Raw genomic sequence first — 26,804 nt, 5'->3', positions numbered from 1 at the left:
TAAACAATATGAAAAATATAAAATATTTCCTGTTGGCACTGCTGCTTGCTTCCGGAATTTCCGGATTTGCCCAGAAAGGCAAAAAGCCGAATATCGTACTGATATTTTGCGATGACCTGGGATACGGAGACCTCGGGGTATACGGACATCCGACCATTGCCACTCCCAATCTGGACCGGTTGGCTTTCGAAGGCCAGAAATGGACAAGTTTTTATGCTTCTGCTCCCGTTTGTACACCCAGCAGGGCCGGACTTGTTACGGGGAGATTGGCCGTACGCAGTGGTATGGCGAGTGAAAATCGCAGGGTTTTGTTCCCCGACTCCGGCGGAGGATTGCCTCAGGAGGAGATATCCATAGCCCGGCAATTGAAAAAAGGAGGCTATGCTACGGGCATCATTGGTAAGTGGCATCTCGGGCATTTACCGGAACATACACCTATAGCCCACGGATTTGACTATTATTTCGGGATCCCATACAGCAATGATATGGACAGGATCAAAGATGGAGAGTATTTCTCCACGGTCAAGGAGGCGGAACCGGAATATTTTAATGTGCCGTTAATCCGGAATACGGAAGAGATTGAACGCCCTGCGAATCAGAGAACGATTACCAAAAGATATACTGAGGAGGCTGTGAAATTTATTGAAAACCATAAAAAGGAACCTTTCTTTCTGTATCTCGCACATTCGATGCCACATGTACCTCTTTTCCCTTCTGAAGAATTCGAAGGAAAGAGCAGCAGGGGGGTATATGGCGATGTCGTTGAAGAAATAGACTGGAGTGTGGGCGAAGTCATACGGTCTTTGAAAAAGAATAGGCTGGACGAAAACACACTTGTTATTTTCACGTCCGATAACGGCCCCTGGCTGATTTTTGAAGAACAGGGGGGAAGCGCCGGATTATTAAAAGGAGGTAAAGGCGGAACCTATGAAGGGGGAATGCGGGAACCGGCCATCTTCTGGTGGCCTGGAAAAATTCAGCCTTCCGTAGTACAGGGTCAGGGAAGTACTCTGGACTTTTTCCCTACCTTTTCCGCGCTTGCCGGCATAGCGTTGCCAGACGATCGTTTATACGATGGTTTTGATATATCCGGCGCCTTGTTCGGTAAAGGTAAAAGTCCGAGAGATGTCACATTCTATTACAGGGATGAAGAGGTGTACGCCGTTCGCAAAGGGGATTATAAAGTACATTTTATTACCCGAGAAGCGTATGCCCGTAATAAGGATAAGACCATACACAATCCCCCATTATTGTTCAATATCAGTCATGATCCGTCTGAAAGAGTTAATGTTGCAGCAAAACATCCTGAACTTATAGCAGAATTCGAGAGCTTACTGGAAAAACATAAGCGAACTGTAAAACCTGTAGAAAATCAACTGGAGAAATAGATCCGAAATATGGAGTTTTGGGATCTTTGATACTGCCAACTCTTATAAAAAATGAAACAAATATCGAAGGCTTTATTAATTAGTGCTTTGCTACTTACAAATATCAGTATTTGTATAGGGGCACAGACCTCTGATCTTCCTAATATCATCTGGATAACTTTTGAGGATTTATCTCCGGAGCACCTATCCGTTTACGGAAATGAGCTGGTGAAAACACCTCACATAGACCAACTGGCAGCAGATGGTGTTTTATTTACCAGAGCCTATACGGTTGCTGGGGTATGCGCGCCCAGCCGCTCCGGAATTATTACCGGTATGCACCCGGTTTCCATAGGAACACAGCATATGAGAACCCGTGCCATAAAGGCCAGGTTTATGCCACAAGGGATTCCAATGTACGATGCTGTCCTTCCGGAGGAAGTAAAGGCTTTTCCGGAGTATCTGCGTAGAAAAGGTTATTACAGCAGTAATAATATGAAAGAAGACTACCAGTTTAAAGCACCGGTAACCGTTTGGGACGAAAGTAGCCCGGCAGCATCCTATCGAAATAGAGGACCGGGACAGGCTTTCTTTAGTGTTTATAATTTTTTTATTACTCATGAATCCCAATTAATGCATTATCCCGATAGTTTACATTTTCTTGTTAAGGAAGTAGCACAATATATACCAAAATATTATGAAGATACTCCAACTGTACGTAAGGACATAGCTAATTTGTTTACTCGTGTAGAAACCCTGGATGAACATGTAGGTGAGCTCATAGAACAGTTAAAACAAGATGGAGTTTATGAAGACTCGTATATCTTTTTCTTCAGCGATCACGGAGGCAATTTGCCATGGACGAAGCGGGAGGTTCTCGAAAGGGGAACTCATATACCACTAATTGTTAAATTTCCTAAATCCAGTAATGCCGGTACGGTAGAGGAAGAGCTCGTAAGTTCTGTAGATTTTGCTCCAACGGTATTATCCTTGGCCGGTGTGGAGCTCCCGGAATATCTACAGGGACGTCCGTTTTTGGGAGCGAACAACAATAGCCCGAAGCGGAAGTATGTTTATGCGGCTAGAGATCGTATGGATTCCGAAGTGGATCGTGTAAGATCCGTACGCGATACCGCGTATAGGTATGTCTATAATTATTATACAGATCGTCCCAAGTATCAGGATCTTAAATATCGTAAAGGTATTCCTATGATGAAGGAGATTTTAGATAGGAATAAAGCAGGAATCCTACAGAACCCATATCTTTCCGATTGGTTCCAAACACCGAGAGTAAAGGAAGAATTGTATCATGTTACGGAGGATAAGGACGAGTTGCAAAATCTTGCCGCAGTGTCGCAATACAGGGATAAATTATTGGAGTTAAGGCAGGCTTTTTGGGAGTGGACAGCCCACATAGGCGATTTGTCCTCTATTCCCGAAATAGAGATGGTGAGTCATTATATGTGGAATGGATTGGACAAAGCTCCGGAAACAAAACCTGTTCAAATAATAGAAACAGAGAAAGGCGTGCTTTTATGGGCCCCCACTAAAGGAACTTCAATAGGATATAGAATAGTGAAGGTCGGAGAAAAACCAAGACAGGAATTACATAGGTTAAATTCCTGGGATATGCCCTTGGTCTTCGGATATACAAAGATGGGAGTAAAACAGGAATTTTCCGGGAGTTGGAATGTGTATCAGGGAGAATATATCCTTCTCCATAAAGGAGATATTTTAGAAATTAATGCAATGCGTATAGGATATACTCCCTTTTTAACAGAATATCACTTAAAATGAAGGAAGAAAAATTAGTACTAATGCTGTGTTTTGTTACAATGCTGATACAATCCTGTAGTATTGGGTATAAAGAGACGAATAAAGGAAATACAGAAGATTCAGGGCTTTCAGAGAAGGTTGGGCAGATTACCGGATGTCACATAAACCTATCCGATAGGTTTTCCGGTTTTCCCGAACAAAAAGGTATTGAGGTCTATGATAGCCCTGATCTCGGGAAATTGTCAAAAGAAATGGTTCGCATAGAAGGAGGAACTTTCTTGATGGGAGCCAGAGACAATAAAGGAAGAGCAGACGAATATCCTGTGCATAAGGTAAAGATATCTTCCTTTTATATGGATAAAACACAAGTTACTAATGCTCAGTTTCAAAAATTTGTAGAAGCAACCGGATATATAACTACAGCAGAAAGGGATGTATCATGGGATGAAATAAAGCAACAACTTCCGTTAGGAACACCTAAACCAGCAGATAGTTTACTCCTGGCCGCAGCTCTTGTTTTCAAAAAAACAGAGGTACCGGTACCTCTGGACAACCCTTCAAAATGGTGGGATTGGAAAAGGGGTGCAAATTGGAAACATCCACAGGGACCGGAAAGTTCGATTGAAGGTAAAGAAAACTACCCGGTAGTTCAGATATCCTGGCACGACGCAAAGGCTTATGCCAAATGGGCAGGTAAACGGTTACCTACCGAAGCGGAATGGGAATACGCAGCCCGCGGAGGTATGGAAGGGAATATATATCCCTGGGGCAACGAGGAACCTTATCAAGGAGAGCCTAAAGCCAATATTTGGGACGGAGTGTTTCCTTATCACAATACTGAATACGACGGTTATCCTGCACTGGCACCGGTGAAGTCTTTCGAACCGAATGGGTTTGGTTTATACGATATGGCCGGAAATGTTTGGGAATGGTGTGAGGATAATTATGGTGAAGAGTATTATTACTCGGTTGCAGACAGGCTGTCTTATAACCCCAAAGGGCCATCTGAGAGCTTTTCATCATACCAACCACATAAGAATCTCAAAGTAGTTCGTGGCGGATCTTTTATGTGTAACGCGTCTTATTGTTCCGGTTATAGGGTGTCGGCAAGAATGATGTCCTCTCCCGATACCGGATTGGAAAATACCGGGTTCCGGTGTGTAGCGGATATAAAAGATCTGTAAGCGTGTAACGTGAGTGATAAATCTAAAGCATGTTTCATATCATATAACAGATCGGTCTGCAGGATACCGGAGACTTATCTTCGATGTGATTTCCAAAAATTATACCTGGGGGAAAGTTTTAAGTATGTACGGAAATTGAATAGATATTATTATGCTATGATGTATATAGTATTTTAATGGATCAAACATACGCTTAATATTTTTATTTCTTTTCAGGCAGTGATCCTGCCCTTAAAGCTTCAGATATTATGGGTTCTCCTCGGAAAGCAAGCGATCAGACTTTGGCAATGGACATTTCCAGGATGGGCAGCATGGATTCCCGGAGTTCCTTGAACATTTTTTTTATTTTGCAATTTGCCTCATCGACACATTCTTCACAGGTCTGATAGTAATTTTCAGAACTACAGCTTGTCAGGGCGACAGGGCCGTCTATGATACGCATTATGGTCAGTACGGTAATATCTTCGGGAGACCTGGCCAGGGTATAACCTCCCCGTATGCCGCGATAGCTTCTCAGGATATTATTTCTTGTGAGTATGGTGAGTATGGCTTCCAGAAATTTTAAGGGAATCCCTTCAGATTCTGCTATTTCCTTTGTGGTAACAGGTAACTCCCTGGGGCAATCCGACAGGTATACTACGGCTTTAAGGGCATATTTGGCTTTTCGTGATAACATATAAAAATGGTTAAGGGTTAAAAAAATTGCGTAAGGAAGTGCGGCCGGAATATAACCAGCGGTAATATCTTTTCTTGACCTGCAGGATATACTGTGCCAATATCATGGATATGGCCATTACCGGGTAAATATCCAACTGGTCATTGATATGGAACAAGAATAGTAAAAAGGCATGAAGCCTGGCTATTTCGAGATAGAAGATCCATTTCCGCTGTTCCATTAAAGCCCCGCAGTTGATCAGTGTGAGGAGCGTAAGGAACAGTATAAACACTTTAGAGGTTATTCCGAGGAAATCAAAGTAGAAGGTGGTCAGGGTAAGGAGCACTACACAACTGAGTATTTGCAGGATAAGGTATATCCTGAGCGATTCGTGGAGCGCTTGAGTGGAACGTACCTTATGTTGCATAAACCGGGTTTCCAGGTAGGGTCGTATGTCCTGGTCCATCTTTTCAGGCCCCCCGAACAGGGCATCCCATTTTTCCCTGGTGTTCTTTCCCCTTCGAAAGGCTTCGCCGATCTCCATAAAATAATGGAAGTGCTGCCAGAGAAAGCTGTAACTGTTCAACGGGTGTGTGAGTCCGTAAACCGGTTTTTCCTCTTCTTGCTGAAAGGTGCCGAATATCTTGTCCCAGAACACAAAGACGTCCCCGAAATTCTTGTCCAGGTATTTTTTGTTGGAGGCGTGGTGCACGCCGTGTAGGGAGGGAGTGATAAAGACATATTCCATCCATTTCGGCGAAGGGATGGCCTCGGTGTGTGTAAAGAAGGAGTATATTCCGTGTACCAGTAATATGGAGATCACCATATCCGGATGAAACCCTATAAGTGGCAAAGCGGCCCAGAAACCATATCTTATGAATGCCTGAAAGGTGGTGATACGGGCCGCCGCGGTAAAGTTGAAATTCTCACTCTGGTGGTGTACAATATGAGCGGCCCAGAAGAGGTTGATACGATGTCCCAGCCTGTGATACCAGTACCATACCAGGTCTGCGGTAAGCAGCAACAGTACCCATACCCACCAGGAGGAAGGAATGGAATATATGGCAAAATGGTGATAGATATAGTGAAACAGGTTGTAAAATAATATGCCGGTAAACAGGTTGATAAGTCGTTCCGCCACCCCTATACTGATATTGGAAACCGAAGATTCCAGCACGGCATTCTTCTTTTTCATGGCATGGGAGATACACAGTCGTTCCAGCCAGACAAACAGGAAGAACAACGGTATGAATAAGGCGGCATAGTTCAGTTCTTTCATCACATTTCGGGTTTAGGCAGATTTTACCGTTCTGTTTTCCAGGAATTCGCGCAGGATGTCGTTAAATGCCTGAGGTTGTTCCATCATGGGCACATGACCGCATTCGTTGATGAGATGAAGGCTGGCCTTGGGAAAGGAAAGATAGAATTCCTCGGCCACGGAGATGGGGGTTACGATATCCTGCATTCCCCATATAAGGAGTACGGGCAATTCGATATTCCGCAACCGGTCCCTGAGATTTTGTCTTTTGGCATCCCTTGCCAGCGCTATGATGGCTAATGCCTTTCTTTTATCCTGTATGGTGTTGAATACTTTCTGAACCAGGAGGTCGTCGGCAACTTCCTTTCTGTGAAAAACATCCAGAACCTTGTTGCGGATATAGCGGTAATCATTGACCCTCGGAAAAGTATCCCCGAAGGTGTTTTCATATAGCCCGGAACTGCCGGTAAGCACCAGCGAACTTACTTTTTCCGGATGTTTAAGGGTATATAGCAGCGCGACATGGCCGCCTAATGAATTTCCGGCCAGTACCGGGCAGTGGATACCGGATTGTTCAATATAATCTTCGAGGAACAAAACCAGATTACGGAGGTTGTTTTTGCCGGTAAGGGACGTAAACAGGGGAAGTTCGGGTACGTATATATTGTAATTGTCCAGAAGATGATTTTTGACAGATTCCCAGTTGCTCAGCTCCCCGAAAAGGCCATGAAGCAAAACGACATCCTTCTTCCTGTTTATTTTCAGCGGTTTAATGAATTCCTTTTTTTTCATGATATAGTTTTTAGAAATGAAACACAGAACAAATATATTAAAAAAAAGTATTTCATATTTATTCTATAGGATTTGTAGATTTAAAATATAGTTTTATATTTGTACCAGAAAAGGTAATCCATTATGCTATTTGTCTTTACTTATATAATGTGTTGTATGCGCTATCTCAGTTTTGGAGAGGGGAGAGTGCCATGCACGATTATGTAACTAAAGTGTTGGTGTTAATTTCAGAATCCCCGTTCTCAGGACGGGGATTTTTTTTAAGTATTCGTAGTAACCATCAAATATATCATACCATGAACAGAAAAGAGAACACATACGTCAGTACAGACAGTAAACTGTTCGATGTCATTGCAGATAGTATAGAGGAATCGCTGACGGCCATCAAGGCTTCCGATGAATTACGGGACATATTGACCCGGCCTGTCAAGAAAGTCCACGTTACCGTGCCCGTAGCGCTGAATAACGGGAGTATAAGGGTGTATGAGGGGTATCGTGTTATCCATTCCAATATACTCGGCCCGTCGATCGGTGGTATACGCTATGATGCGGATATCGATGAAGACAAACTCGAAGCCCTGGCAGCCTGGATGACTTTCAAAACGGCTTTGGCAGATCTTCCCTTTGGCGGAGCCAAGGGGGGTATAAAATGCAATCCGGGTTCGTTAAAGGACAATGAGAAAGAACAGCTTTCCAGGGGATATGCAGCTGCGATGAGCCAGGTATTCGGGGTAGAAACCGATATACCTTCACCTGAAATGGGAACGGGAGAACGGGAAATGGCGTGGATACTGGATGAATACAATAAGATCACCGGGAATAGTGCGTTGGGAGTGATAACGGGAAAACCTGTTATTCTCGGAGGTTCCAGAGGAAGAAAGTCTGCTACGGGAAGGGGGGTGATGATTACGGTGCTCGAAGTTTTTAAAAGGTTGGGTATCGAACCCGAAGGGGCCACTGCCGTTATCCAGGGATTCGGAAACGTAGGAAAGCATACTGCTTTATGGCTGCGGGACCAGGGGGTGAGGATACTGGGGATCTCAGATCTGTCCGCGGCTTACTATCACGAGGATGGTATAGATATAGACAATGCTTTGGAGCATGTTCGTCAACATGAAACATTGTCCGGCTTTCCGGGGGCGCAGGAGATTGACCATAGCGAGCTGTTCAGGATACCGGTGGATGTCGTTATTCCGGCGGCCAGGGAGAGTACTGTTACCGAAACCATAGCCCGTGATATTAGTGCGAAGGTGGTAGTGGAGGCGGCCAATGGTCCGCTTGTTCCCGGAGCAGATGCCATACTGGGCGAAAAGGAGATAGTCGTGGTCCCCGATATTCTCGCCGGGGCAGGAGGGGCTATTGTCTCATATTACGAATGGGTCCAGAACCGTCTGGGTAAACGCTGGCTGGAAGAAGAGATTCATTACCGCCATGACGAGAAGATCCGTTCAGCCTTTGAAAAGGTATGGCAGAACAGCGAGAAGTACCAGGTTTCATTGAGAAAGGGGGCATATATAGCTGCTGTTAAGAAGTTGGATGTGAGTTACCGGTTAAACAAGAGTTTTGGCTATTTACCCGGCGGAATAGTAAGGTATTGTGTTTAGAATATAAAATATAGTATTCAATCAATTCAAAAATATAGCATTATGGGAGCAGTTAAACAGATTTTTAAAACGGACCTGGTGGAAATTTCCGATTTTCAGACAGAAAGCGGTGTGGCCTTTATCAGTATTCCTGTGACTGTGGAAACCCTTGGACAGCCTGTTGGTAGTGCCCCGGTTATTGTAGTGAATGAAGGAGTCCATATCGGAAACAGGGTAGCAAAGTCCCGGAAATACGATGGGTCAGATACAGGGGTTTCGCTGTTCAACAGCAGGGAGTATACCATTGTACAGTTGTGCATTCCTACGGGGTCGGATCCTGAATTTCTTTATGAAAGCTATAAGACCTTTAGTCCGAACGACAGACTTCGGATTGTAGAGCAGACCCTGGACAGTCTCGGGTTTCCGCGTCCGGGTAAAATCATAAACACTTAATTCATGGTGTATTTCTTGTTGTTGTCCGGGACGCCGGTATTTTGTCAAAAAGACATTCTTCCAGGTTTTTCCTTCTAAAAACCGGTCGGGGTTCGCTGATAGCAGGATATAGGGTATGGAAAACAAAAGGATTGGTTAGGACTTCTTTATGGAAAGTGTGCTGCAAGAGGTTGCCGGAGCTCAAACCGGCAGCCTCTTTTTCGGATAATTTCTATACTTTACATCTCCATAATGGATCTTTGCAGGACAGGAAGCATGGACTCCCTGATTTTGAGGAAAATACCCCGTACCCTGCATGTTTTTTCGTCAATGCATTCCTCGCAGGTCTCGTAGAAGTTTTCAGAGGTACAGGTAGTCAGTGCAATGGGCCCGTCAATAATACGCATAATCGAAGCGACTGTAACATCTTTCGGGTTCCCGACAAAGCTGTACCCGCCCTTGGGGCCGCGCCTGCTGGTAACAACCCTGTTTTGCTTCAGGGTATTCATAATCGCCTTCAGAAACTTATAGGCTATTTTTTCAGCTTCTGAAATTTCTTTGGCAGACACCGGAACCAGATCCGGATGTTCATTGATATAGATCAAAACTTTAATAGCATATTTTGCTTTTCTCGATAACATATTCCCCGAATGTATATCTAAAAATAATAAGATAAGTTGAGCCGCTCAAAAAATACCGGGAATTAACCAACAACCTTTCTGGCTACCAAGTACCTGGAGGAAGCCCCTGTATATTAAATGTTTTTAAATGTAATGTGTTCATTATCTGATATGTGAAAAGAGATCTGCTTCAAGGCTGAGTCTTGCATTACCCCACACATGGCATGTCATTGGAAAAAGTGTAGAGAGAACTGTATTACGTGAGATACATTACCCGAAAACAGCTTTGGGAACGCAAAAAAGATAAGCCTGTTATTTCTTGATCACAAAAGCTTTTAATGCTGCCATTTTTCCGTTTTCGAACCGCCAGTTGTCGCAGTAGTCAAAATGTTCTTCATTACCGTTGGCATCCTTCAGGCTTATTTCGCCTGTAGCCGTTACATAATCGCCATCTTCAATAAGGGTATCTACAGAAAATACCGGGGGCTCATGGTAAACTTCATTCATATATTGTCTTAAGGCTGCCTTTCCTTCCACGATCCGATCCCCTACAAAAACCCACCGGGTATCTTCGGTACAATAGGTCAGAAAAGTTTCGTAATCTCCTTGTGCAACAGCTTTATTGGCCTCCGATAATATGGTTTTGTTGTTCATGTTGTCCTTTTTTATAAAATTAGCCTTGTATCTTTATGACGTATTTGTACAAAGTTAAGATATAACAGGCTGTTGTGTATATTAGCAACCTATTGTATGGTACTATAAAAAAGGTAAGTAATGAGTAAGGTAAAGGAAACTTCGACCAATTTCGAGAATAAGAAAATTCTGGGAGAAGAATGTTCGGAGGTCTATGCAGCAAATATTATCGGCGGGCAATGGGCATTGGTTATTTGTTCATGGCTGTTAAAGGGTAAAATGCGTTTCGGGGAACTCAAAAAAGCCATTCCGAATATTACCGAGCGTATGCTGACCCTGCAATTGCGAAAACTCGAGAAAAATAAGATAATTACCCGGACGGTGTATGCAGAAGTTCCTCCCCGTGTAGAATACGAACTGACAAAAATAGGTTATGAATTAGGACCTGTTATACGACAGATGGAGCAGTGGGGAGAACGCCATAAAAAATTGCAATAGGGCAGTTTTGAAATGTAGACGGCCCCGACCGGATCGTAAAATACGGGCTAAGGTCGTAAAAATGTACCGGGGATATATGAATAATAAGCGATAAAGACCATTTTTATCTTATGGAGAAACTAATAGCGTACCTATTGCAATTCGGGACCTTAAACCATCGGGAAATAAAGTTGATTTCGGAAAGAGCCATGGAAACCGAACTCCTCAAGGATGCCTATCTCGCAGAAGCCGGTAAAGTATTCAACCAGGTAGTATTTGTTCTGGAAGGCGTTTTTCGGATTTGTTATTATAACGATAAGGGAGATGAGGTCACTAAATATTTCGTAGATGAAAACCACATGGTGGCAAATCCATACCAGGACGAGCAGTTTACAGAATATGTACAGGCCATTACCGACTGTAGACTTCTCGTATTTTCAAAAGAGCAGTGGAAGGAGCTTTCCGAAACTATTCCGGGCTGGGATAGTATGATAAATAAGATATTTCAATCGGCGTTGATGGAGAAAGTCGACAGGAGAAGTGCCCTGGTATCGGAAGATGCTACGACGCGTTACCTCACTTTTCTGGAAAAATTCCCGGCCCTTGTCAACCGTGTCCCGCTTTCCTATATAGCTTCCTATCTTGGGATTACGCAACAATCGCTGAGCAGGATCAGAAAAAATGTACACTGAGGCTTTTTTATCAAATGGTAAATGATTTTCATGGGACTTCATGCACTTTTGTGTTGTTAATTCAAATGAAAATAAAATGACTATTAAAAAGACAATCACGATCGGAGCCAACACCACACATCCTTTAACGGTAAACCGATTGGGCTACGGAACGATGCAGCTTCCCGGAGAACATGTCTGGGGAGAGCCCACAAACAGGACAGAAGCGCTGCAGATTTTAAGAACAGCTTCCGAAAGCGGTATCAACTTTCTGGACACGGCCGATTATTATGGAGAAGATGTTACGAACAGGCTCATTGCCGAGGCCTTGTACCCGTACGCGGAAGACCTGGTCATCTGTACCAAAGTAGGGGCAAAGAGAGGGAAAGACAAAAGCTGGCAAGTCTATGACAGGCCGGAAAACCTTAGAACCAGTATCGAAAATAATTTAAGGACTTTAAAAAAGGACCGGATTCAATTGGTACATTTCCGTGTAATGCCCGGAACCGATACACCTTTTGAAGAATCTGTGCATGCGATGTTCGAAATGCAGAAGGAAGGAAAGATTCTGCATGTAGGATTGAGCAATGTCAATGCGGAAGAATTAAATACGGTCCTCGGGATGGGCGATGTAGCCAGTGTGGAAAATGCTTTCGGCTACGCACAGCGCACGAGCTTTAATCTATACGGACAGGAAGTCAGGGGGCTGCAGGAAGTTATGGATATTTGTGTAAAGCACAGCATCCCGATGATCCCTTTTTTCTCCCTGCAAAGTTCTTTGTCCGAAAGCCGGAATAAAATCTCCGTCATCGCAGCAAAATATAAGACTACACCGGCACAGATCAATCTCGCCTGGCTGTTACATGTCAACCCTTTGATCCTGCCCATTCCCGGAACTTCAAAGCTGAAACATTTTAAGGAAAACAGCCAGGCTTTACACCTGGAGCTCTCGGCTGGGGATATGGAATTTTTGGGGTAAAAAATTAAAAATGAATACCGGATGATCTGTTGACAATATTGCAATTTGGCAGGATATAGAGTTTCGATAAACAAAACCCCGGAGCGACAAAAAACATATTTTTGTGCCTTTTCCGTGCACCGGCGGTTAACCTCTCTTAAGCAATACACTAAAATTCACCTCATTATTTTGTAACCGACATCTTTTGCGAATAGTCTAAGAGTATGTAATTATAAAAACAGGAGTGAAATGAGGAAGAAGGTAGTATTGGTATTGATAGTGATTTTGATTTTTCAGTTATCGGTTACCGGACAATCGCTGGAATTGAAAATAGATAGTGTGCTGAATGAAAAATATAAGGCCCATGCACCGGGAGGAGTGTTCCTGGTTTCCAGAAATGGTAAAACCATTTATAATAAAGCTTTTGGCCTTTCTGATATAGAACTGGGAACACCTATGAAGACCGATAATGTATTTGAGTTAGGTTCCATCACCAAGCAGTTTACCGCTATCTCTGTGCTGATGCTGGTTGATAACGGGAAACTTGAGTTGGACGATACGGTTAGTTCTTATGTTCCGGATTATCCGAACGGCGAACAAATAACCATACACCATTTGCTTACACATACCTCCGGAATCAAGGATTTTACAAGGATAAAAGGACTTACTGCCATTGCCAAGGAGGAATTGAGTTCGGAGGAGTTAATTAACTTTTTCAAAAATGAACCTGTGGATTTCCCACCGGGAGAGCGGTATGAGTATTGTAACGCGGGTTACATGTTGCTTGGCTATATTATTGAGGTAGTTTCCGGGAAGGAGTATCAGGATTTTGTAGCGCATAATATCTTCGAGAGATTGGGAATGCATAATTCTTATTATGCCAGTCATCAAAAAATTATCCGGAACAGAGCTTCGGGATATAGCGAAGAAGGAGATCATTATGTCAATAACAGGTATATAAGTTTTTCAATACCATTTTCCGCAGGAGCCTTAATGTCTACAGTAGATGATATGTTAAAATGGCAGGAAGCTGTAAAAAAGTATACACTGTTAAGCAGAAGATTAACGAAAAAGGTATTTACGGATCATAGCTTAAACAATGGAAAACTTACAGGCTATGGATATGGTTGGCATATCAATGTATTGAACGGTGTACGTAGTTTCGAACATGGAGGTTCCATCTTCGGATATAAATCCATGGGGGTTTATCTGCCGGATGAAGATATTTATGTCATCGGATTGACCAATTGCAGCTGCAATTCACCAACGGAGGTAAGCAGAACAATCGCCGGAATAGTTCGGGGGTATTTTAATGGAACGGAGACCGTTCACTGATAAGATCCGCATCATACATGTTGATTATTTCATATATTCAGGGCAATCAATGTTCCGGAAATTTTTCCGGTTTTTGTTCGGGCCGGAAGTATTCATTATAAAAGTCATCAAAGGGTTCTTTGCTTTGCGTTTTTCTGAATCCGGGTAAATAAAAATTCATACATTTGCATGTATCAATATATGCAGTACAGATTTTGACCTTACGTAATATAGAGAAAATATCCAAAGCCCTTAGCGACATCAATCGTCTGAAGATTTTGAGCGCTATACAGTCCAGCGAAGAAAGGCTGGAATGTAGTACGGTCATATCGTTGCTGAACATTTCTCAGCCTTCCGTAAGCCATCACATTAAAAAACTCGTGGAAGCAGAATTGATAGAACCGCAAAAAGAAGGACGTTTTTATTATTATTCCCTGAATAAGAAGGTCATGGAACAGTATCTGGAAGCGTTGCGGAAATTATAGTTTTTTATTTAAACAAAATATAGATATATATAAATATATGGATGCAAAGAAGACAGCTTATTCGATATTGGAACTGGCTACCATAGCCAAAGGAAATACGATTCATCAAACCTATAACAATGCCGTGGCACTTGCACAGGTGGCAGAGGCATCCGGGTATAAGCGGATGTGGTTTGCGGAGCATCACAACATGCCGGCAATTGCAAGCAGTGCACCCCAGATCCTGATCGGTCATATAGCACAGGCTACTTCCACGCTGCGTGTGGGATCGGGTGGGATTATGCTGCCCAACCATTCGCCGTTTATCATCGCAGAACAATTCGGTACCCTGGGCAATTTATTTCCGGGCCGTATCGATCTCGGGCTGGGAAGAGCTCCCGGTACGGATCAGGACACGGCATACGCCATAAAACCCGGGTTTATACAGGCATCGCATTCGTTTCCGGCGGATATAGAAACTATTCAGACCTATTTTTCGATAGAAAACAAGGTGGCAAAAGTGCGGGTCACCCAGGCCGAAGGGGTGGATGTACCCATTTTTATTCTCGGTTCCAGTACCAGCAGTGCTCACCTGGCAGCAGCGAAAGGATTGCCATACGCTTTTGCAAGTCACTTTGCTACTGCCCAACTGCACAGTGCGTTGCAAATCTACCGGGATGAATTTCAGCCGTCCGAAACCCTGCAAAAACCTTATGTCATTGCCGGTATTAATGTTTTTATTGCGGATACTGACCGTGAGGCGGAAAGCTTATACACCTCTCATTTGAGATTAGTTATCAATATCCTTACCGGGACATCTACGGAATATATAGACGAACCTACGGAAATGGATACGGAGCTAAGAAGCATAATGAAGCATCCGAGGGTTGAGCAAATGACCAAATATACGTTTATCGGAAGTAAGGAATCCGTAAAAGCGCAGGTACTGCAGTTCCTGGACGAAACCCATGCAAACGAGCTGATCATTAATTCCAATATGTTTGATATCGATGCCCGGCTGAAATCCATCACGCTATTCGGAGAGATCATGAAGGAAATCAATAAAGAACGCTGAACCCCGGTAGAAGGTACCGGCATATACTCCATAACCGCATAGCAGATCGCTTTCACCGGGGAGGGGTGAAGTTTACGGTTTCGGGGTGTTTTGTCGTTTTAAGATCGCGGTGCGTAGCTTTTCTTCGTGTTCATCGCCCCACTGCCCAAGTGCCGAAATAACCGGGATCAGGCTTTGCCCCAGGTCGGTCAGGAAATATTCTGTCTTCGGAGGAACCACAGGATGAACTTTCCTGCCAACAAGTTCGTGGTCGCGCAATTCTCCCAACTGGGCTGTGAGCACTCTTCTGGAGGCATTAGGTATTTTCCGTTGCAGCTCACTTGGCCGTCGGTAACCTTCATGAATAAACCAAAGCAGCCGTATTTTCCACTTTCCGTATAATACTTCGCCCGTGAGGTCCAGGCCGCAATTCAGGTTCAGGGGGATTTTTCTCTCGTGCATAGCACAAAATTAAAACAATGTCGCGGGATAATCAACAGGGATAAAATTATCACTATGGTATTCGGTGATCCGTACTTGACTATACGGGAGATACTGCGCAATTTTGCTCAAAACAATAACCATGAAACAATCATCGAACCCCGATACCGGGTTATCCGGGAAGATAGCTTTGGTAACCGGGGGAACAAAAGGGACCGGGAGTGCTGTTGCCCGCAGACTTTTGCAGGCAGGAGCAACAGTTATTATCACGGCGAGGAATGCTCCGCAGCAACCCATAGATACTATGTGTTTTATTGCGGCAGATCTCAGTACTTCCGAGGGTACCCGTTATGTTGTCGGAGAGGTACTCTCCAGATTTGGCAGGCTGGATATTCTTGTGAACAATATGGGAAGTTCCGAGACTCCCGGGGGAGGATATCGGGTGTTAACGGATGAGGACTGGGAGCATACGTTACGGACCAATTTACTCGCCCCCGTTCGTCTGGATCGCGGGTTTTTGCCGCAGATGATCGCCCGTAAAAACGGGGTGATCATACACATAGCGTCTATACAGGCACGGTTGCCTTTGTACGACAGTACATTGCCCTATGCTGCTGCCAAGGCCGGTTTATTGAATTACAGTAAAAGCCTTTCCAATGAAGTATCCCCCGAGGGCGTACGGGTACTGACCGTTTCTCCGGGATGGATATATACCGACTCCGCCGGAAGAATGGCGGAGCGTATAGCCAAAAGCACGGATACGACCATAGAACAGGCAAAAGAAAGCATTATGAAAGCCCTCGGAGGAATACCGGCAGGCCGGCCGGCACAACCGGAAGAAGTAGCGGCGCTCGTAGGTTTTCTGGTATCTCCGGAAGCCAATTACCTGACGGGAACCGAATTTGTCATAGATGGCGGAACCATCCCTACGATTTAATAATATATATCATCTGAAATATGCAAATCCCTGAAATTATCGAAAACCTGGTCAGTGCACAAAACAGTCAGGACAGTATATCTTATGCCGGATGTTTTTCCGAGACTGCTGTTGTGATCGATGAAGGAAAGACTTATACCGGTCAAACCGCCATCCGGAACTGGATAGCCGAAGCCAGCGAAAAGTACAATGTAGTCATGAAACCCGTCAGTTTTCAGCAGGGAGAACCGGTGAGTGTGTTGAAAGCTGAAATTTCCGGTAATTTTCAAGGCAGCCCTGTGATCTTGTCATACAAGCTGGCCATCGAAAACGAACGTATCAGTTCGTTGGAGATTACCTTATGACCAAAGTATATACACCCGGAAGGTTCGAAACGGTGATCTACCGGGAGCTGTTGCCTTTCTTCTGCCGGTAAGGGCAGCGGCGTCAGGGCTGAGGTCAGGTTTTATAAAATCCGGGGGGTATCCCTTCAATAGTAGTCTCCCGGATTTTTCAGCCCGGCTGCGATCACGGGCAGTATAGTTATTCCGGGTAAGCCGGCCTGAGGTCATTCTTTTTACTTCCTTTTTACATGCTGTTGCCGTTTAAAGAGTGCTGATGGCGGGCGGGGCACTGTTGCGATATAAGTTATTTGGATAGACGATTGTCTGTAAACACTTTGTACATGTGGTGTATAACCATCTGTCTGCCTGATTTGCATCGCTTCGGAAACCTTCGGCCCGGCCTGGGTAGTTCGCTCAAAAATCATTAACTTTAAAGTTTGTCAGAAACTTCTCTTTTATCAACGTAATCCTGAAACATAATAAGGTATCGAACTTATGGGAAGTTTATGTAAATTATAACATATGAAAGCATCAGATGTATTTGTAAAAGCCCTGGAAAATGAAGGTGTCGAATATATTTTCGGTCTCCCCGGTGAAGAGAACATCGATTTCCTCGAATCGGTCCGGAAGTCCGGGAAAATTAAATTTATCCTCACCCGTCACGAGCAGGGTGCCGGGTTTATGGCCGCTACGTACGGACGCCTTACCGGTAAACCCGGGGTCTGTCTCGCCACGCTGGGTCCCGGGGCCACCAATCTGGTAACACCGGCTGCCTATGCGCAATTGGGGGCCATGCCATTGGTGATACTTACCGGGCAAAAACCGATTAAAAAAAGTAAACAGGGAAAGTTCCAGATCCTCGACATCGTTAAGATGATGCACCCGCTTACGAAATTTACAAAGCAGGTGACCCATAGCTCCAATATTCCTTCGGTGATCAGGGAAGCCTTTCGCTTGGCGCAGGAAGAGCGTCCGGGCGCCGTGCATATCGAATTGCCCGAGGATATTGCCAGGGAAGATGTGGAAAATCCACGCCTCTTTGATGTCGTTGATTTTAAAATGCCCTATGCAGGGAAAGAAACGATAGCAGAGGCTGTAAAAATGGTGAAGAACGCAACAAAACCGATCCTGCTTATAGGAGCAGGAGCCAACAGGAAGAGGGCCAGTATAGCCCTGACCAGGTTTGTGGATACGATCGGGATTCCGTTTTTCAATACCCAGATGGGCAAGGGAATCATAGACGAACGCCACCCGCTTTACCTGGGTACGGCGGCCCTTTCGGATTACGATTTTCTTCACGAGGCGATCAGTGGGTCCGACCTGATTATCAACGTAGGCCATGATACCATTGAGAAACCTCCTTTTTTTATGCATGCGGGCGACCGGCGTAAAGTTATCCATGTCAACTTTTTTCCTGCGGAGATCGATGAGGTTTATTTCCCGCAACTCAATGTTATCGGGGACATCGCTAACAGCATCTTACAACTCACCGAAGCCCTCGAACCTTTTGCAAGGAGCTGGGAACCGGATTTTTTCCTGAAGATCAAAGAGAATGTATCCGAACACCTGGCCAAATACGAAAAGGACGATCGTTTTCCGGTACTCCCGCAACGTGTGGTTAAAATTGTAAGGAACATTTTGCCCGATGACGGAATTATTACCCTGGATAACGGGATGTATAAAATATGGTTTTCCCGGAATTACCCCGCCTATATACAAAACAGCCTTATTCTCGATAATGCCCTTGCTACAATGGGGGCTGGTTTACCTTCGGCTATGATGGCCAAAGAGCTGAACCCGGATAAAAAAGTGATTTCGATAAACGGGGACGGAGGATTTATGATGAATTCCCAGGAACTCGAAACCGCCGCGCGCCTGAAACTGGATCTCGTAGTTATTGTACTCAATGACAGTGCCTACGGAATGATCGAATGGAAGCAGCAGGATGAAGGGTTCTCAAGATTTGGGCTCCATTACAGAAATCCGGATTTTGTAAAGTATGCCGAAAGTTTCGGAGGAAAAGGATACCGCCCGTCCTCGGTAAAGGAATTTCAGGAAAACCTGGAAGAGGCGTTGAACGGAAAGGGAATACAGCTTATAGACCTTGCAGTGGATTATTCCCTGAACCACGAAATATTGAATGTATTGATTAAAGAATATTCCAGCAAATTCAAAAAATAGACAACGATTATGGCAAGTGCAAAAATCATTAATCCTGCAACAGGAGAGAAAATAGAAGAATACGATCGGATATCGGCCTCAGAGGCTTCCGAAAAGGTAAAACAGGCCGGAAAGGCATACCGGTCCTGGAAGAAGACAAGCTTCGCAGAGCGCTCGGAACTCATGAACAAACTGGCCGATGAGTTTGAGACCCATAAAGAAACGTTGGCCAGGCTGGCTACACGCGAAATGGGAAAAATCATAGAACAGTCCAGGAAAGAAATCGAGAAATGCGCTAAAATATGCCGTTACTATGCCGAACATGCCGAAGGGTTCCTGAGTGAAGAAGCTGTAGAAACAGAAGCAGAGAAAAGCTATGTGGCTTTTCAGCCTATGGGTGTAATCCTGGCGGTGATGCCCTGGAACTTTCCCTTTTACCAGGTGATACGTTTTGCGGCCCCTGCACTTATGGCGGGAAATACCGGGGTACTCAAGCATGCTTCGAATGTACAGGGATGCGCTTTTGCCCTGGAGGATGCCTTTCGCAAAGCCGGATTTCCCGAGGGGATCTTTACCAATCTGAATGTAAGCTCGGGAGATGTAAAAGAAGTTATTGAACACCCGGACGTAGTGGCGGTGACCCTAACCGGGAGTGATCCCGCAGGGCGCTCCGTGGCTTCCATTGCAGGAGCCAGCCTGAAAAAAACCGTTATGGAACTCGGGGGGAGTGATGCTTACATCGTCCTGGACGATGTCGATCTCGAAGAAGCTACGGACCTGGCTACCTTCGGAAGGTTGCAAAATAACGGGCAGACCTGTATTGCGGCCAAACGCTTTGTGGTTCTGAATGGCATTTATGATAAATTTCTCGATCTTTTCACTAAAAAGATGAAGGCAGCAAAAATGGGAGACCCTATGGACGAATCCACGTATTACGGTCCGATGGCGAGAGTGGATCTGAGAGACGAAATACATGAGCAGGTGAAAAAAAGTATAACACAGGGAGCGCGACTCGTTATAGGAGGAGCGGTTCCCGAAGGGAAAGGCGCCTATTATCCGGCCACAATTCTGGCCGAAGTAGAACCGGGAATGGAGGCGTTTGACAATGAGCTCTTTGGTCCCGTAGCTTCGGTAATCCGTGCCGATGATGAAGATCATGCCGTAAAACTGGCCAATACCTCACAATTTGGTCTGGGTTCCGGGGTGATGACAGGAAACAGGGAACGCGGTGAAAAAATAGCATTGCAACTCGAAGCGGGAAGTAGTTTTGTCAATAAACTCGTGGTTTCCGACCCGAGATTGCCTTTCGGGGGAATCAAAAACAGCGGTTATGGCAGGGAGCTCTCCGGTTACGGGATTCGCGAATTTGTCAATATAAAATCGGTGTGGATAGCGTAAACGCTGAAAATACCAACCGTATCTGCCCCTGACCGAAACAGCGGATAACGGATGGAGAGTTACAATCAAACCCGGAGAGGAAAGCGGTAAAAGCTGTATTCAGCTGTTTGTAGTCCGATACTTTTCCGGGTTTGATATGTCAGGAATATACCGGATAATCGGTAACATGATTTGATCGTAAAATATTAACTTTGAAAGCTCAGTATACTAATTACGTTTAACGTACTATGAACATGTCATATCGGAGGTTTATACCCGGAATCATCGGAGCATTATTGCTTTTCGCCTGTTCCGGAAAAGAAAGAGAATTTACCTGGGATGAGCAGACGGCCGCACTCACCGGGAAAAACGTAAAACAGTGGTTACGAACCGCACCTTTTTCTAACGAGCTTGCGCAGACCGATGCGAACAGGATGGTCTTTACCAATGCCGATGAGGTGTTTCCCTTTAAAGGAAAATACAATAATACCGTAGATGAGCTGCCCGCCAGTTATACCGAAAACTCCCCGGTATACCAGGAAGAAACGGTATTGTACCAGGACCCGAAATGGGGAGACCTGTTTGTTACCGCTGCATTATTATACGAAGACGAGGAGGTTTTTTTACGGGATTCCTACAGTGAAACGGGAAACCCGATGTTCGGAGGTTCCAATGCCGTGTTATCATCATATCATGCCAGTCTTGAGGAAACTGCCGTAAAAGCCGGACACAAGAGATATAAGACCGCATTGTACTGGGCACATACCTCGGGAAAAAGTTATCTTTTAGGTTTTTATCAGGGAGGTAAACTACTCTTTGAGGTTGCTGTTCCCTTACAGGATCGTGATACGCTCGGGGCATTGAATAAGCTCAAGGAAGTAAATACGAAAATGAAGCTGGACATACCGGAGTGGGAGCAGGCTGCGGTTACGGACCTTGTAAGGACGGGGACCGAGGAAACTTTCTGGAAAAATCCTTTCCGGGGTATTTACCTGAGCCCGAAGACGGCAATGGAAGAAGTGGAGTTGAAATTAAAAGACACCCCGCTGAAGGCCTCAGAGGGAGCATTTGACGGCGATTATTCTTTTGAATACAAATCGTCCGAAGGAAAAGTGGTGCTGTACACGGTCAGAAAAGATACCGATAAAGAGGAAACGGTATTTAATGAAGAACGAAAAGATCAGTCCGGTTATACATACGGGCTTACTAAAGTGTTTTACAAAGAAAAGCAGGAGAGAGACCAGGTTAAAGGAGTGGCCGTGACCTATCTGAAAAACCACCAATACCTCGAACTTCATTATACTTATCCGGCCACTGATGAAAAAGCCCGGTCTGTAGTACACGGAGTGCTGAAATATATCCGGATATTTAAATTTTAAATAAGGCGTCATTTTCATCAGAGGCCATTATAAAATAGGAGTATGACAGAATTTTGGGAATTGAGTTTTCGGAACAATAAGGCCATGTGGGGTGAAGAACCGGCAGATGTGACTAAGAATATCGTAAAACTTTTCCGGGAGCACGACCTTAAAAACATCCTTATTCCGGGATTCGGATACGGCAGAAACGCCAGGGTTTTTACAGAACAGGGTTTTGATGTTACCGGGATAGAGATCTCAAAGACAGCCATAGCAATGGCCGGTGAATATTGCGGTCATGATGTGAACGTGTTTCACGGCCCGGTAAGCGACATGCCTTTTGATGAGGAGATGTATGACGGTATCTTCTGCTATGCTCTGGTCCATCTGCTCAGCGATGAGGACAGGCTAAAATTTATTCGCGATTGTTATGAGCAGCTACAACCCGGGGGGATCATGGTATTTGTCACTTTATCGGTAAACGATGCCCGTTATGGAAAGGGAATACTATTATCCGAAAACAGGTTTCGCAGCAATCATGGAGTAGAACTGTTTTTCTATGACAGTGCTGTGATTTCTAAAGAATTTACCGCTTACGGCCTGGTCGGAATGCAGGAGATCAGCGAGCCAGAAAATCCCATACCCGGTAAACCCTCCCAGAAATTCTGGACTATTATTTGTGAAAAATAAAGGTGATGATTTTTATTTAAAAAAATTAAAATCATTCGATTGTATGTTTTTGGGTAAGCCGGTACTTCACGTGTAAATATCTGGCGCAAACAAAGGTATTTACGTTTTATGTTTAAGATAGGTGTCCTTACGGGAGACCTCTTTCTGCGCTGTACGGTACATAGTCTTCATAACTTCTCTTTTGTTTCTTAAAGTTTGTGATCCTGATAAATATCATGTCCCTGCCCGTCCGGCAGTTCTATATTTGTCTCAGCAATTTAGGATGGCCTCAGTAAAAGAGGGCATATCAAAAACCTTTAAGAACAATTAAAAAATTACAAATGAAAACTATTGTAGTAGCCACAGATTTCTCGGTTGAAGCAGAAAATGCGCTGGTATATGCTGCAAAAATGGCAGCTGAGCATAGTTATAGACTGGTGTTGTTTAGCCTGTATAACATATCGATCCATGCCTTGAATGCAAGACTTTCGGACGATACCATACAAATGCTCATCGAGGCAAAAAACAAAGAGCTGGATATGCTTAAAGTCAATGTAAAGGCCACGTATGCTGTTGAAGTGGAAACGCATCTGGCTTCCGGCGATTTTTATGAAGAAGTGAAATACTGTATCGGGCAGTACGGGGCAGACCTGCTGGTTATGGGAATGGCAGAAAAGTCCGTCGAGCAGGACCTGATGGGAAATACCACAACAACGGCGATCCATCACCTGAATACCCCAATACTTGCTATTCCGGAGGGAGCACGGTATAAAGGTATTTATCATATGATGTTTGCCTGTGATATCGTGAAAGGCGTTCAGAAAAGTGTTTTTGAGAAGGTACATGCCTTTGCTTCCGACTTTGCGGCCATTGTGGAAGTATTCCATGTGAGCAACAAGATAGAAGAACTTCAAAAAGCTGCCCCGCCAACGGCAATGATCGATGACGAACTGAAAGATATTACACATTACTATAAAAATATAGAATCTAAGAAGATACTTGAAGCGATTCGGGAAGAGATGGCATCAACCAAAACGGACGTACTGATTATGGTGCCTTATAAATACGGTTTCTGGAAGTCTCTCGTACACCGCAGCAAAACGCGGATGATGGCTTCGGGAAGCCATGTACCCTTGCTCTCCCTGCCGGTTGAAGTATAGATAAAGATGTTTTATGTTCCATTCCCGGAACTCCTGATCTAAACGACATTGCGCCTTAGATTTGGGGGTGTTCCGGGTTTTGTTTTTTTAGGGAATACACCTTCCCGGGAAGAGGGCTGGTCGGGGAGCGGGCTTTTGAGATTGTTTTTTATTTTCTATCTTGGGCATAAGAACAAAAACATCCTAAATCTGTCATTTGAAAGAACAACTGGGAATTCTCGCAGCAATTAGTATCTGTGTCCTATTGATGGCATGGCTTCCGTCGCTCTCCAAAAAGATAAAGATCAGCTACCCTATATTCCTGCTGGGATTTGGGGTTGTTATATACGGCATAGGAGTGCCTTTTGAATGGCCATCCCCCTTCTGGCACGATGATGAGATTATGTTTTTGTCTGAGATCATCGTAGTGGTTTCCATTATGACAGCAGGTTTCAAGATCGATATTGCTTATGCGCGGAAACATTGGAAAATTCCCTTTCGCCTCGTTGCTGTGGCCATGCCCCTGACCATGCTGTCCATTTTTTTCCTCGGAATAACATATTTTGCATTATCGATACCATTTGCTGTTCTTCTGGCGGCGGTAATGGCGCCTACCGACCCTGTACTGGCCTCGGAAGTTCAGTTGAAAGACACGTATGTGGATAAAGACAAAAGTGAGAAGAACCTGCCCGAATTTGCACTGACTTCCGAAGCGGGAATCAATGACGGCCTTGCCTTTCCGTTTACCTATCTGGGTGTTTTGCTCATACAGAACGATGGAACGGAAGGTTTTGAATGGATGGAGTTTATACTCGATAAACTCCTTCTGAAAACGGTTATCGGGGTGGTTTGCGGTTTTGTAACAGGCTACGCTGTAACCAAACTACAGCACTATCTGAAGAAAACCTGGAATATCAATACGTGGGACGGGTTATTGGCCTTTTCCCTTGCTATTGCCGTATACAGCGTTACCGAATTACTACATGGTTATGGCTTTCTCGCAGTTTTTGTAACGAGCCTGACCCTGCGAAATTCATACCGGCTTGAGGACGGTTATAAAAAAAAGCTGCACAGTTTTATCGATGAAATCGAGCGGCTTTTGCTGGTGTTGTGGATCGTGCTGTTTGCCGGTTCCGTACTCAACGGAATATTCGAAGAAATCTCCTGGATGACCGTACTGGTAGCTCTGGGCATTCTCATTATCATAAGACCGCTCTGTGGTTTGATAGCCCTTACAGGTACTCCTATGTCTTTTAAGGATCGTTTTACGATCAGTTTTTTCGGTATTCGCGGTATAGGTTCTCTTTTTTACCTGTCCTGGGCTTTTGTATATCTGGATGGCCCCGTAGCATTCAAGAATGAATTGTACAGCATCGTTGTTCTTATCGTATTTTGTTCGATACTGCTTCACGGTTTTCTGGCCCCGGCATTTTTTAAGAATGAGCCGTAACCCGGAAAAACTACAGATTTTCGCTTTTATATCCTGCTCAAGATACAAACGGAATATTACCGGGTGCCGTGGTATGTGGCTATGGTCATTCCCCAGATAATGGCACAGGACAGAAAAATTCCTATGGCATTGGCCAGGAAGGCCTGCCGGTAGGGCATACGGAACAAGTAGGAAGCAATAGTACCTGCATATACCCCGGTGCCGGGAACGGGTAACATCACAAAGATCAGGATACCCCAAAAGCCAAACCGGGCCACATTTGTGCCTGCTCCGATCTTAACCCGTTTTGCGACTTTGATGGCAGTCCTTTTGTAGAATTTCCATTTCAGAAGATAATGATTCAAATGATCGAGAAAATATCTCATTACGGGAAATATAAGGATATTGGCCGCAAAACAGACCAGGAACGATATATAGATATTCACATGATTAAAAACAGCGTACGGGATTCCGACTTTGGCTTCCCCGAATGGAGAAATGCTCCACAAAGCAGCTATCAGTATTTCGGCTATCACAGTATTTTTTTTTCAAAAATAGGAATTAAAAATATGAGGTTGTTATTCCTAAATAGATTAAAATACTATTTAACATTTTTTAAGGAATGGCAGGGGATACGGCCAGGTATGAAGAAGTGGTCGTAGTATGGTGTGGTCTTCTGCAAAATGCAGAGAACTTCTTTGCTGTACCTGCTTTTGTTATATATTTGTCAGATGCATTTGAATTTTTCTTTTATCGTTCCGGTTTACAACAGGCCGGAGGAAATTTCGGAATTGCTGGAAAGCATGACGATGATGGATTATAACGCTTGTTTTGAAGTGGTTATCGTAGAGGATGGTTCTACAGTGCCCTCCGAAGAAGTGGTTAAGACTTTTTCCGACAGGTTGCATATTTCCTATTATTCCAAGAAAAATTCAGGTCCGGGTGATTCCCGGAATTACGGCATGGAAAGGGCCGAAGGGAATTATTTTATTATCCTCGATTCCGACTGTATTTTGCCACCACATTATCTGGGTGAAGTAGATCGGGAACTCCGCACGAACTATGTCGATTGTTTCGGTGGTCCGGATACGGCACACCCGTCTTTTACCGATTTGCAGAAAGCCATAAATTACGCAATGACCGCTACCATAACTACTGGTGGAATTCGGGGAAAGAAAAACGCTGTAGGTAAATTTCAACCCCGTAGTTTTAATATGGGGATATCCCGGAAAGCCTTTGCACAAACCGGCGGATTCGGAAAAATACATCCCGGGGAAGATCCGGACCTCACCATACGTTTGTGGAGAGTAGGGTTCGATACACGTCTGCTCCAAAATGCTTTCGTCTACCACAAAAGACGAATTTCATGGACCAAATTTTACAAACAGGTATATAAATTCGGGATGACCCGGCCTATTCTCAATTACTGGCATCCGCAAACCGAAAAAATAATATACTGGCTCCCGGCCGCTTTTACAGCAGGTCTTATCGTTTCTTTAGTGTTATGGGGTATGGGAATTCCCGTATTTATAATGATGTACCTATTGTTTTTTATCGTATTGTTTATGGATGCTTTTTATAAAAACAGGAATTTGAAAGTCGCGGTTTTAGCTGTTTTTGCCGTCATTGTACAATTTTTAGGGTATGGATACGGTTTTATAAAGAGTACGTGGCGTATCAAAGTAGGGCAGGCCAAGCCTGAGGAAGCATTTCCGGAACTCTTTTTTAAATAG

The 26,804-nt window shown here is 44.3% G+C and carries 27 protein-coding genes; 20 read left to right on the top strand and 7 right to left on the bottom strand.

What is annotated here, in order from left to right:
• Positions 1-8: 8 nt before the first annotated feature.
• From BT112_RS12695 to BT112_RS12685, 3 genes are read left to right on the top strand one after another with little or no spacing between them, the layout of a single operon-like run.
• Positions 9-1,388, top strand: coding sequence for a sulfatase family protein (locus tag BT112_RS12695; RefSeq protein ID WP_083564924.1), 1,380 nt, complete (start codon positions 9-11; stop codon positions 1,386-1,388).
• 51 nt (positions 1,389-1,439) lie between these two features.
• Complete coding sequence (locus BT112_RS12690) at positions 1,440-3,164, top strand: sulfatase family protein (protein ID WP_072317762.1); 1,725 nt, start codon at positions 1,440-1,442, stop codon at positions 3,162-3,164.
• Positions 3,161-4,327, top strand: coding sequence for a formylglycine-generating enzyme family protein (locus BT112_RS12685; protein WP_072317761.1), 1,167 nt, complete (start codon positions 3,161-3,163; stop codon positions 4,325-4,327). Before BT112_RS12690 ends, BT112_RS12685 begins: the two co-directional genes overlap by 4 nt.
• A gap of 274 nt (positions 4,328-4,601) precedes the next feature.
• Here the strand turns inward: BT112_RS12685 and BT112_RS12680 are convergent, their stop codons facing one another.
• Genes BT112_RS12680 through BT112_RS12670 form a run of 3 tightly spaced genes read right to left on the bottom strand, consistent with a single transcriptional unit; the run spans position 4,602 to position 7,032 of the window.
• Complete coding sequence (locus BT112_RS12680) at positions 4,602-5,003, bottom strand: RrF2 family transcriptional regulator (protein WP_072317760.1); 402 nt, start codon at positions 5,001-5,003, stop codon at positions 4,602-4,604.
• A 10-nt stretch (positions 5,004-5,013) separates the two neighbouring features.
• Positions 5,014-6,261, bottom strand: coding sequence for a sterol desaturase family protein (locus BT112_RS12675; protein WP_072317759.1), 1,248 nt, complete (start codon positions 6,259-6,261; stop codon positions 5,014-5,016).
• A gap of 12 nt (positions 6,262-6,273) precedes the next feature.
• On the bottom strand, positions 6,274-7,032 hold the full coding sequence (locus BT112_RS12670; protein ID WP_072317758.1) for an alpha/beta fold hydrolase: 759 nt from the start codon (positions 7,030-7,032) through the stop codon (positions 6,274-6,276).
• 296 nt (positions 7,033-7,328) lie between these two features.
• Between BT112_RS12670 and BT112_RS12665 the strand changes: the two genes are divergently transcribed.
• Both BT112_RS12665 and BT112_RS12660 read left to right on the top strand, forming a co-directional pair.
• A complete protein-coding gene (locus BT112_RS12665; protein WP_072317757.1) occupies positions 7,329-8,636 on the top strand; it encodes a Glu/Leu/Phe/Val family dehydrogenase in 1,308 nt (435 codons plus the stop codon).
• Between the two features lie 42 nt (positions 8,637-8,678).
• Positions 8,679-9,068: a hypothetical protein gene (locus BT112_RS12660; protein WP_072317756.1), complete on the top strand. Its 390-nt coding sequence runs from the start codon at positions 8,679-8,681 to the stop codon at positions 9,066-9,068.
• A gap of 218 nt (positions 9,069-9,286) precedes the next feature.
• On the opposite strand, the gene BT112_RS12655 is transcribed toward BT112_RS12660, so the two are convergent.
• Both BT112_RS12655 and BT112_RS12650 read right to left on the bottom strand, forming a co-directional pair.
• Positions 9,287-9,688 (bottom strand): RrF2 family transcriptional regulator, encoded by a 402-nt coding sequence (locus BT112_RS12655; RefSeq protein WP_072317755.1) that lies wholly within the window; start codon positions 9,686-9,688, stop codon positions 9,287-9,289.
• Between the two features lie 291 nt (positions 9,689-9,979).
• The gene (locus BT112_RS12650) at positions 9,980-10,321 is read right to left on the bottom strand and encodes a nuclear transport factor 2 family protein (protein ID WP_072317754.1); all 342 of its coding nucleotides are present in this window, start codon (positions 10,319-10,321) and stop codon (positions 9,980-9,982) included.
• Between the two features lie 120 nt (positions 10,322-10,441).
• On the opposite strand from BT112_RS12650, the gene BT112_RS12645 reads away from it, so the two are divergent.
• From BT112_RS12645 to BT112_RS12620, 6 genes are all read left to right on the top strand, one after another.
• Entirely contained in the window at positions 10,442-10,798 is a 357-nt protein-coding gene (locus BT112_RS12645) for a winged helix-turn-helix transcriptional regulator (RefSeq protein ID WP_072317753.1), read from the top strand.
• Positions 10,799-10,908: 110 nt separating this feature from the next.
• Positions 10,909-11,469 carry a Crp/Fnr family transcriptional regulator gene (locus BT112_RS12640; RefSeq protein ID WP_072317752.1) on the top strand — a complete coding sequence of 187 codons (561 nt, stop codon included), beginning with the start codon at positions 10,909-10,911 and terminating at the stop codon, positions 11,467-11,469.
• A gap of 76 nt (positions 11,470-11,545) precedes the next feature.
• Entirely contained in the window at positions 11,546-12,427 is an 882-nt protein-coding gene (locus tag BT112_RS12635) for an aldo/keto reductase (RefSeq protein ID WP_072317751.1), read from the top strand.
• Between the two features lie 228 nt (positions 12,428-12,655).
• Entirely contained in the window at positions 12,656-13,741 is a 1,086-nt protein-coding gene (locus BT112_RS12630) for a serine hydrolase domain-containing protein (RefSeq protein WP_072317750.1), read from the top strand.
• Between the two features lie 164 nt (positions 13,742-13,905).
• The gene (locus BT112_RS12625) at positions 13,906-14,205 is read left to right on the top strand and encodes an ArsR/SmtB family transcription factor (protein WP_245777039.1); all 300 of its coding nucleotides are present in this window, start codon (positions 13,906-13,908) and stop codon (positions 14,203-14,205) included.
• Positions 14,206-14,242: 37 nt separating this feature from the next.
• Positions 14,243-15,259 (top strand): LLM class flavin-dependent oxidoreductase, encoded by a 1,017-nt coding sequence (locus BT112_RS12620; RefSeq protein WP_072317749.1) that lies wholly within the window; start codon positions 14,243-14,245, stop codon positions 15,257-15,259.
• Between the two features lie 72 nt (positions 15,260-15,331).
• On the opposite strand, the gene BT112_RS12615 is transcribed toward BT112_RS12620, so the two are convergent.
• Complete coding sequence (locus BT112_RS12615) at positions 15,332-15,700, bottom strand: winged helix-turn-helix transcriptional regulator (protein WP_072317748.1); 369 nt, start codon at positions 15,698-15,700, stop codon at positions 15,332-15,334.
• A gap of 121 nt (positions 15,701-15,821) precedes the next feature.
• Here BT112_RS12615 and BT112_RS12610 point away from each other — a divergent pair, with 121 nt between their 5' ends.
• The 8 genes from BT112_RS12610 (at position 15,822) to BT112_RS12570 (ending at position 25,092) form a co-directional block, all read left to right on the top strand.
• Positions 15,822-16,616 carry an SDR family oxidoreductase gene (locus tag BT112_RS12610; protein ID WP_072317747.1) on the top strand — a complete coding sequence of 265 codons (795 nt, stop codon included), beginning with the start codon at positions 15,822-15,824 and terminating at the stop codon, positions 16,614-16,616.
• 20 nt (positions 16,617-16,636) lie between these two features.
• On the top strand, positions 16,637-16,960 hold the full coding sequence (locus BT112_RS12605; protein ID WP_072317746.1) for a hypothetical protein: 324 nt from the start codon (positions 16,637-16,639) through the stop codon (positions 16,958-16,960).
• Positions 16,961-17,461: 501 nt separating this feature from the next.
• Positions 17,462-19,120 (top strand): acetolactate synthase large subunit, encoded by a 1,659-nt coding sequence (locus BT112_RS12595; RefSeq protein WP_072317744.1) that lies wholly within the window; start codon positions 17,462-17,464, stop codon positions 19,118-19,120.
• 9 nt (positions 19,121-19,129) lie between these two features.
• Positions 19,130-20,497 (top strand): NAD-dependent succinate-semialdehyde dehydrogenase, encoded by a 1,368-nt coding sequence (locus BT112_RS12590; protein WP_072317743.1) that lies wholly within the window; start codon positions 19,130-19,132, stop codon positions 20,495-20,497.
• 233 nt (positions 20,498-20,730) lie between these two features.
• Positions 20,731-21,855, top strand: a complete 1,125-nt coding sequence (locus tag BT112_RS12585) for a hypothetical protein (RefSeq protein WP_072317742.1) — start codon at positions 20,731-20,733, stop codon at positions 21,853-21,855.
• Between the two features lie 42 nt (positions 21,856-21,897).
• Complete coding sequence (locus tag BT112_RS12580) at positions 21,898-22,524, top strand: class I SAM-dependent methyltransferase (protein WP_072317741.1); 627 nt, start codon at positions 21,898-21,900, stop codon at positions 22,522-22,524.
• A gap of 320 nt (positions 22,525-22,844) precedes the next feature.
• Complete coding sequence (locus BT112_RS12575) at positions 22,845-23,663, top strand: universal stress protein (protein WP_072317740.1); 819 nt, start codon at positions 22,845-22,847, stop codon at positions 23,661-23,663.
• A gap of 196 nt (positions 23,664-23,859) precedes the next feature.
• Positions 23,860-25,092 carry a cation:proton antiporter gene (locus BT112_RS12570; RefSeq protein WP_245777038.1) on the top strand — a complete coding sequence of 411 codons (1,233 nt, stop codon included), beginning with the start codon at positions 23,860-23,862 and terminating at the stop codon, positions 25,090-25,092.
• A 56-nt stretch (positions 25,093-25,148) separates the two neighbouring features.
• Here BT112_RS12570 and BT112_RS12565 read toward each other — a convergent pair whose 3' ends face one another.
• Positions 25,149-25,607 carry a COG2426 family protein gene (locus tag BT112_RS12565; protein ID WP_072317739.1) on the bottom strand — a complete coding sequence of 153 codons (459 nt, stop codon included), beginning with the start codon at positions 25,605-25,607 and terminating at the stop codon, positions 25,149-25,151.
• Positions 25,608-25,802: 195 nt separating this feature from the next.
• Here BT112_RS12565 and BT112_RS12560 point away from each other — a divergent pair, with 195 nt between their 5' ends.
• A complete protein-coding gene (locus BT112_RS12560; RefSeq protein WP_072317837.1) occupies positions 25,803-26,804 on the top strand; it encodes a glycosyltransferase family 2 protein in 1,002 nt (333 codons plus the stop codon).

It is taken from the genome of Sinomicrobium oceani, from assembly GCF_900119185.1.
Lineage (GTDB): Bacteria > Bacteroidota > Bacteroidia > Flavobacteriales > Flavobacteriaceae > Sinomicrobium > Sinomicrobium oceani.
Note: the sequence above shows the minus strand (reverse complement) of the source record. Positions and strands in the feature narration are given on the sequence as shown.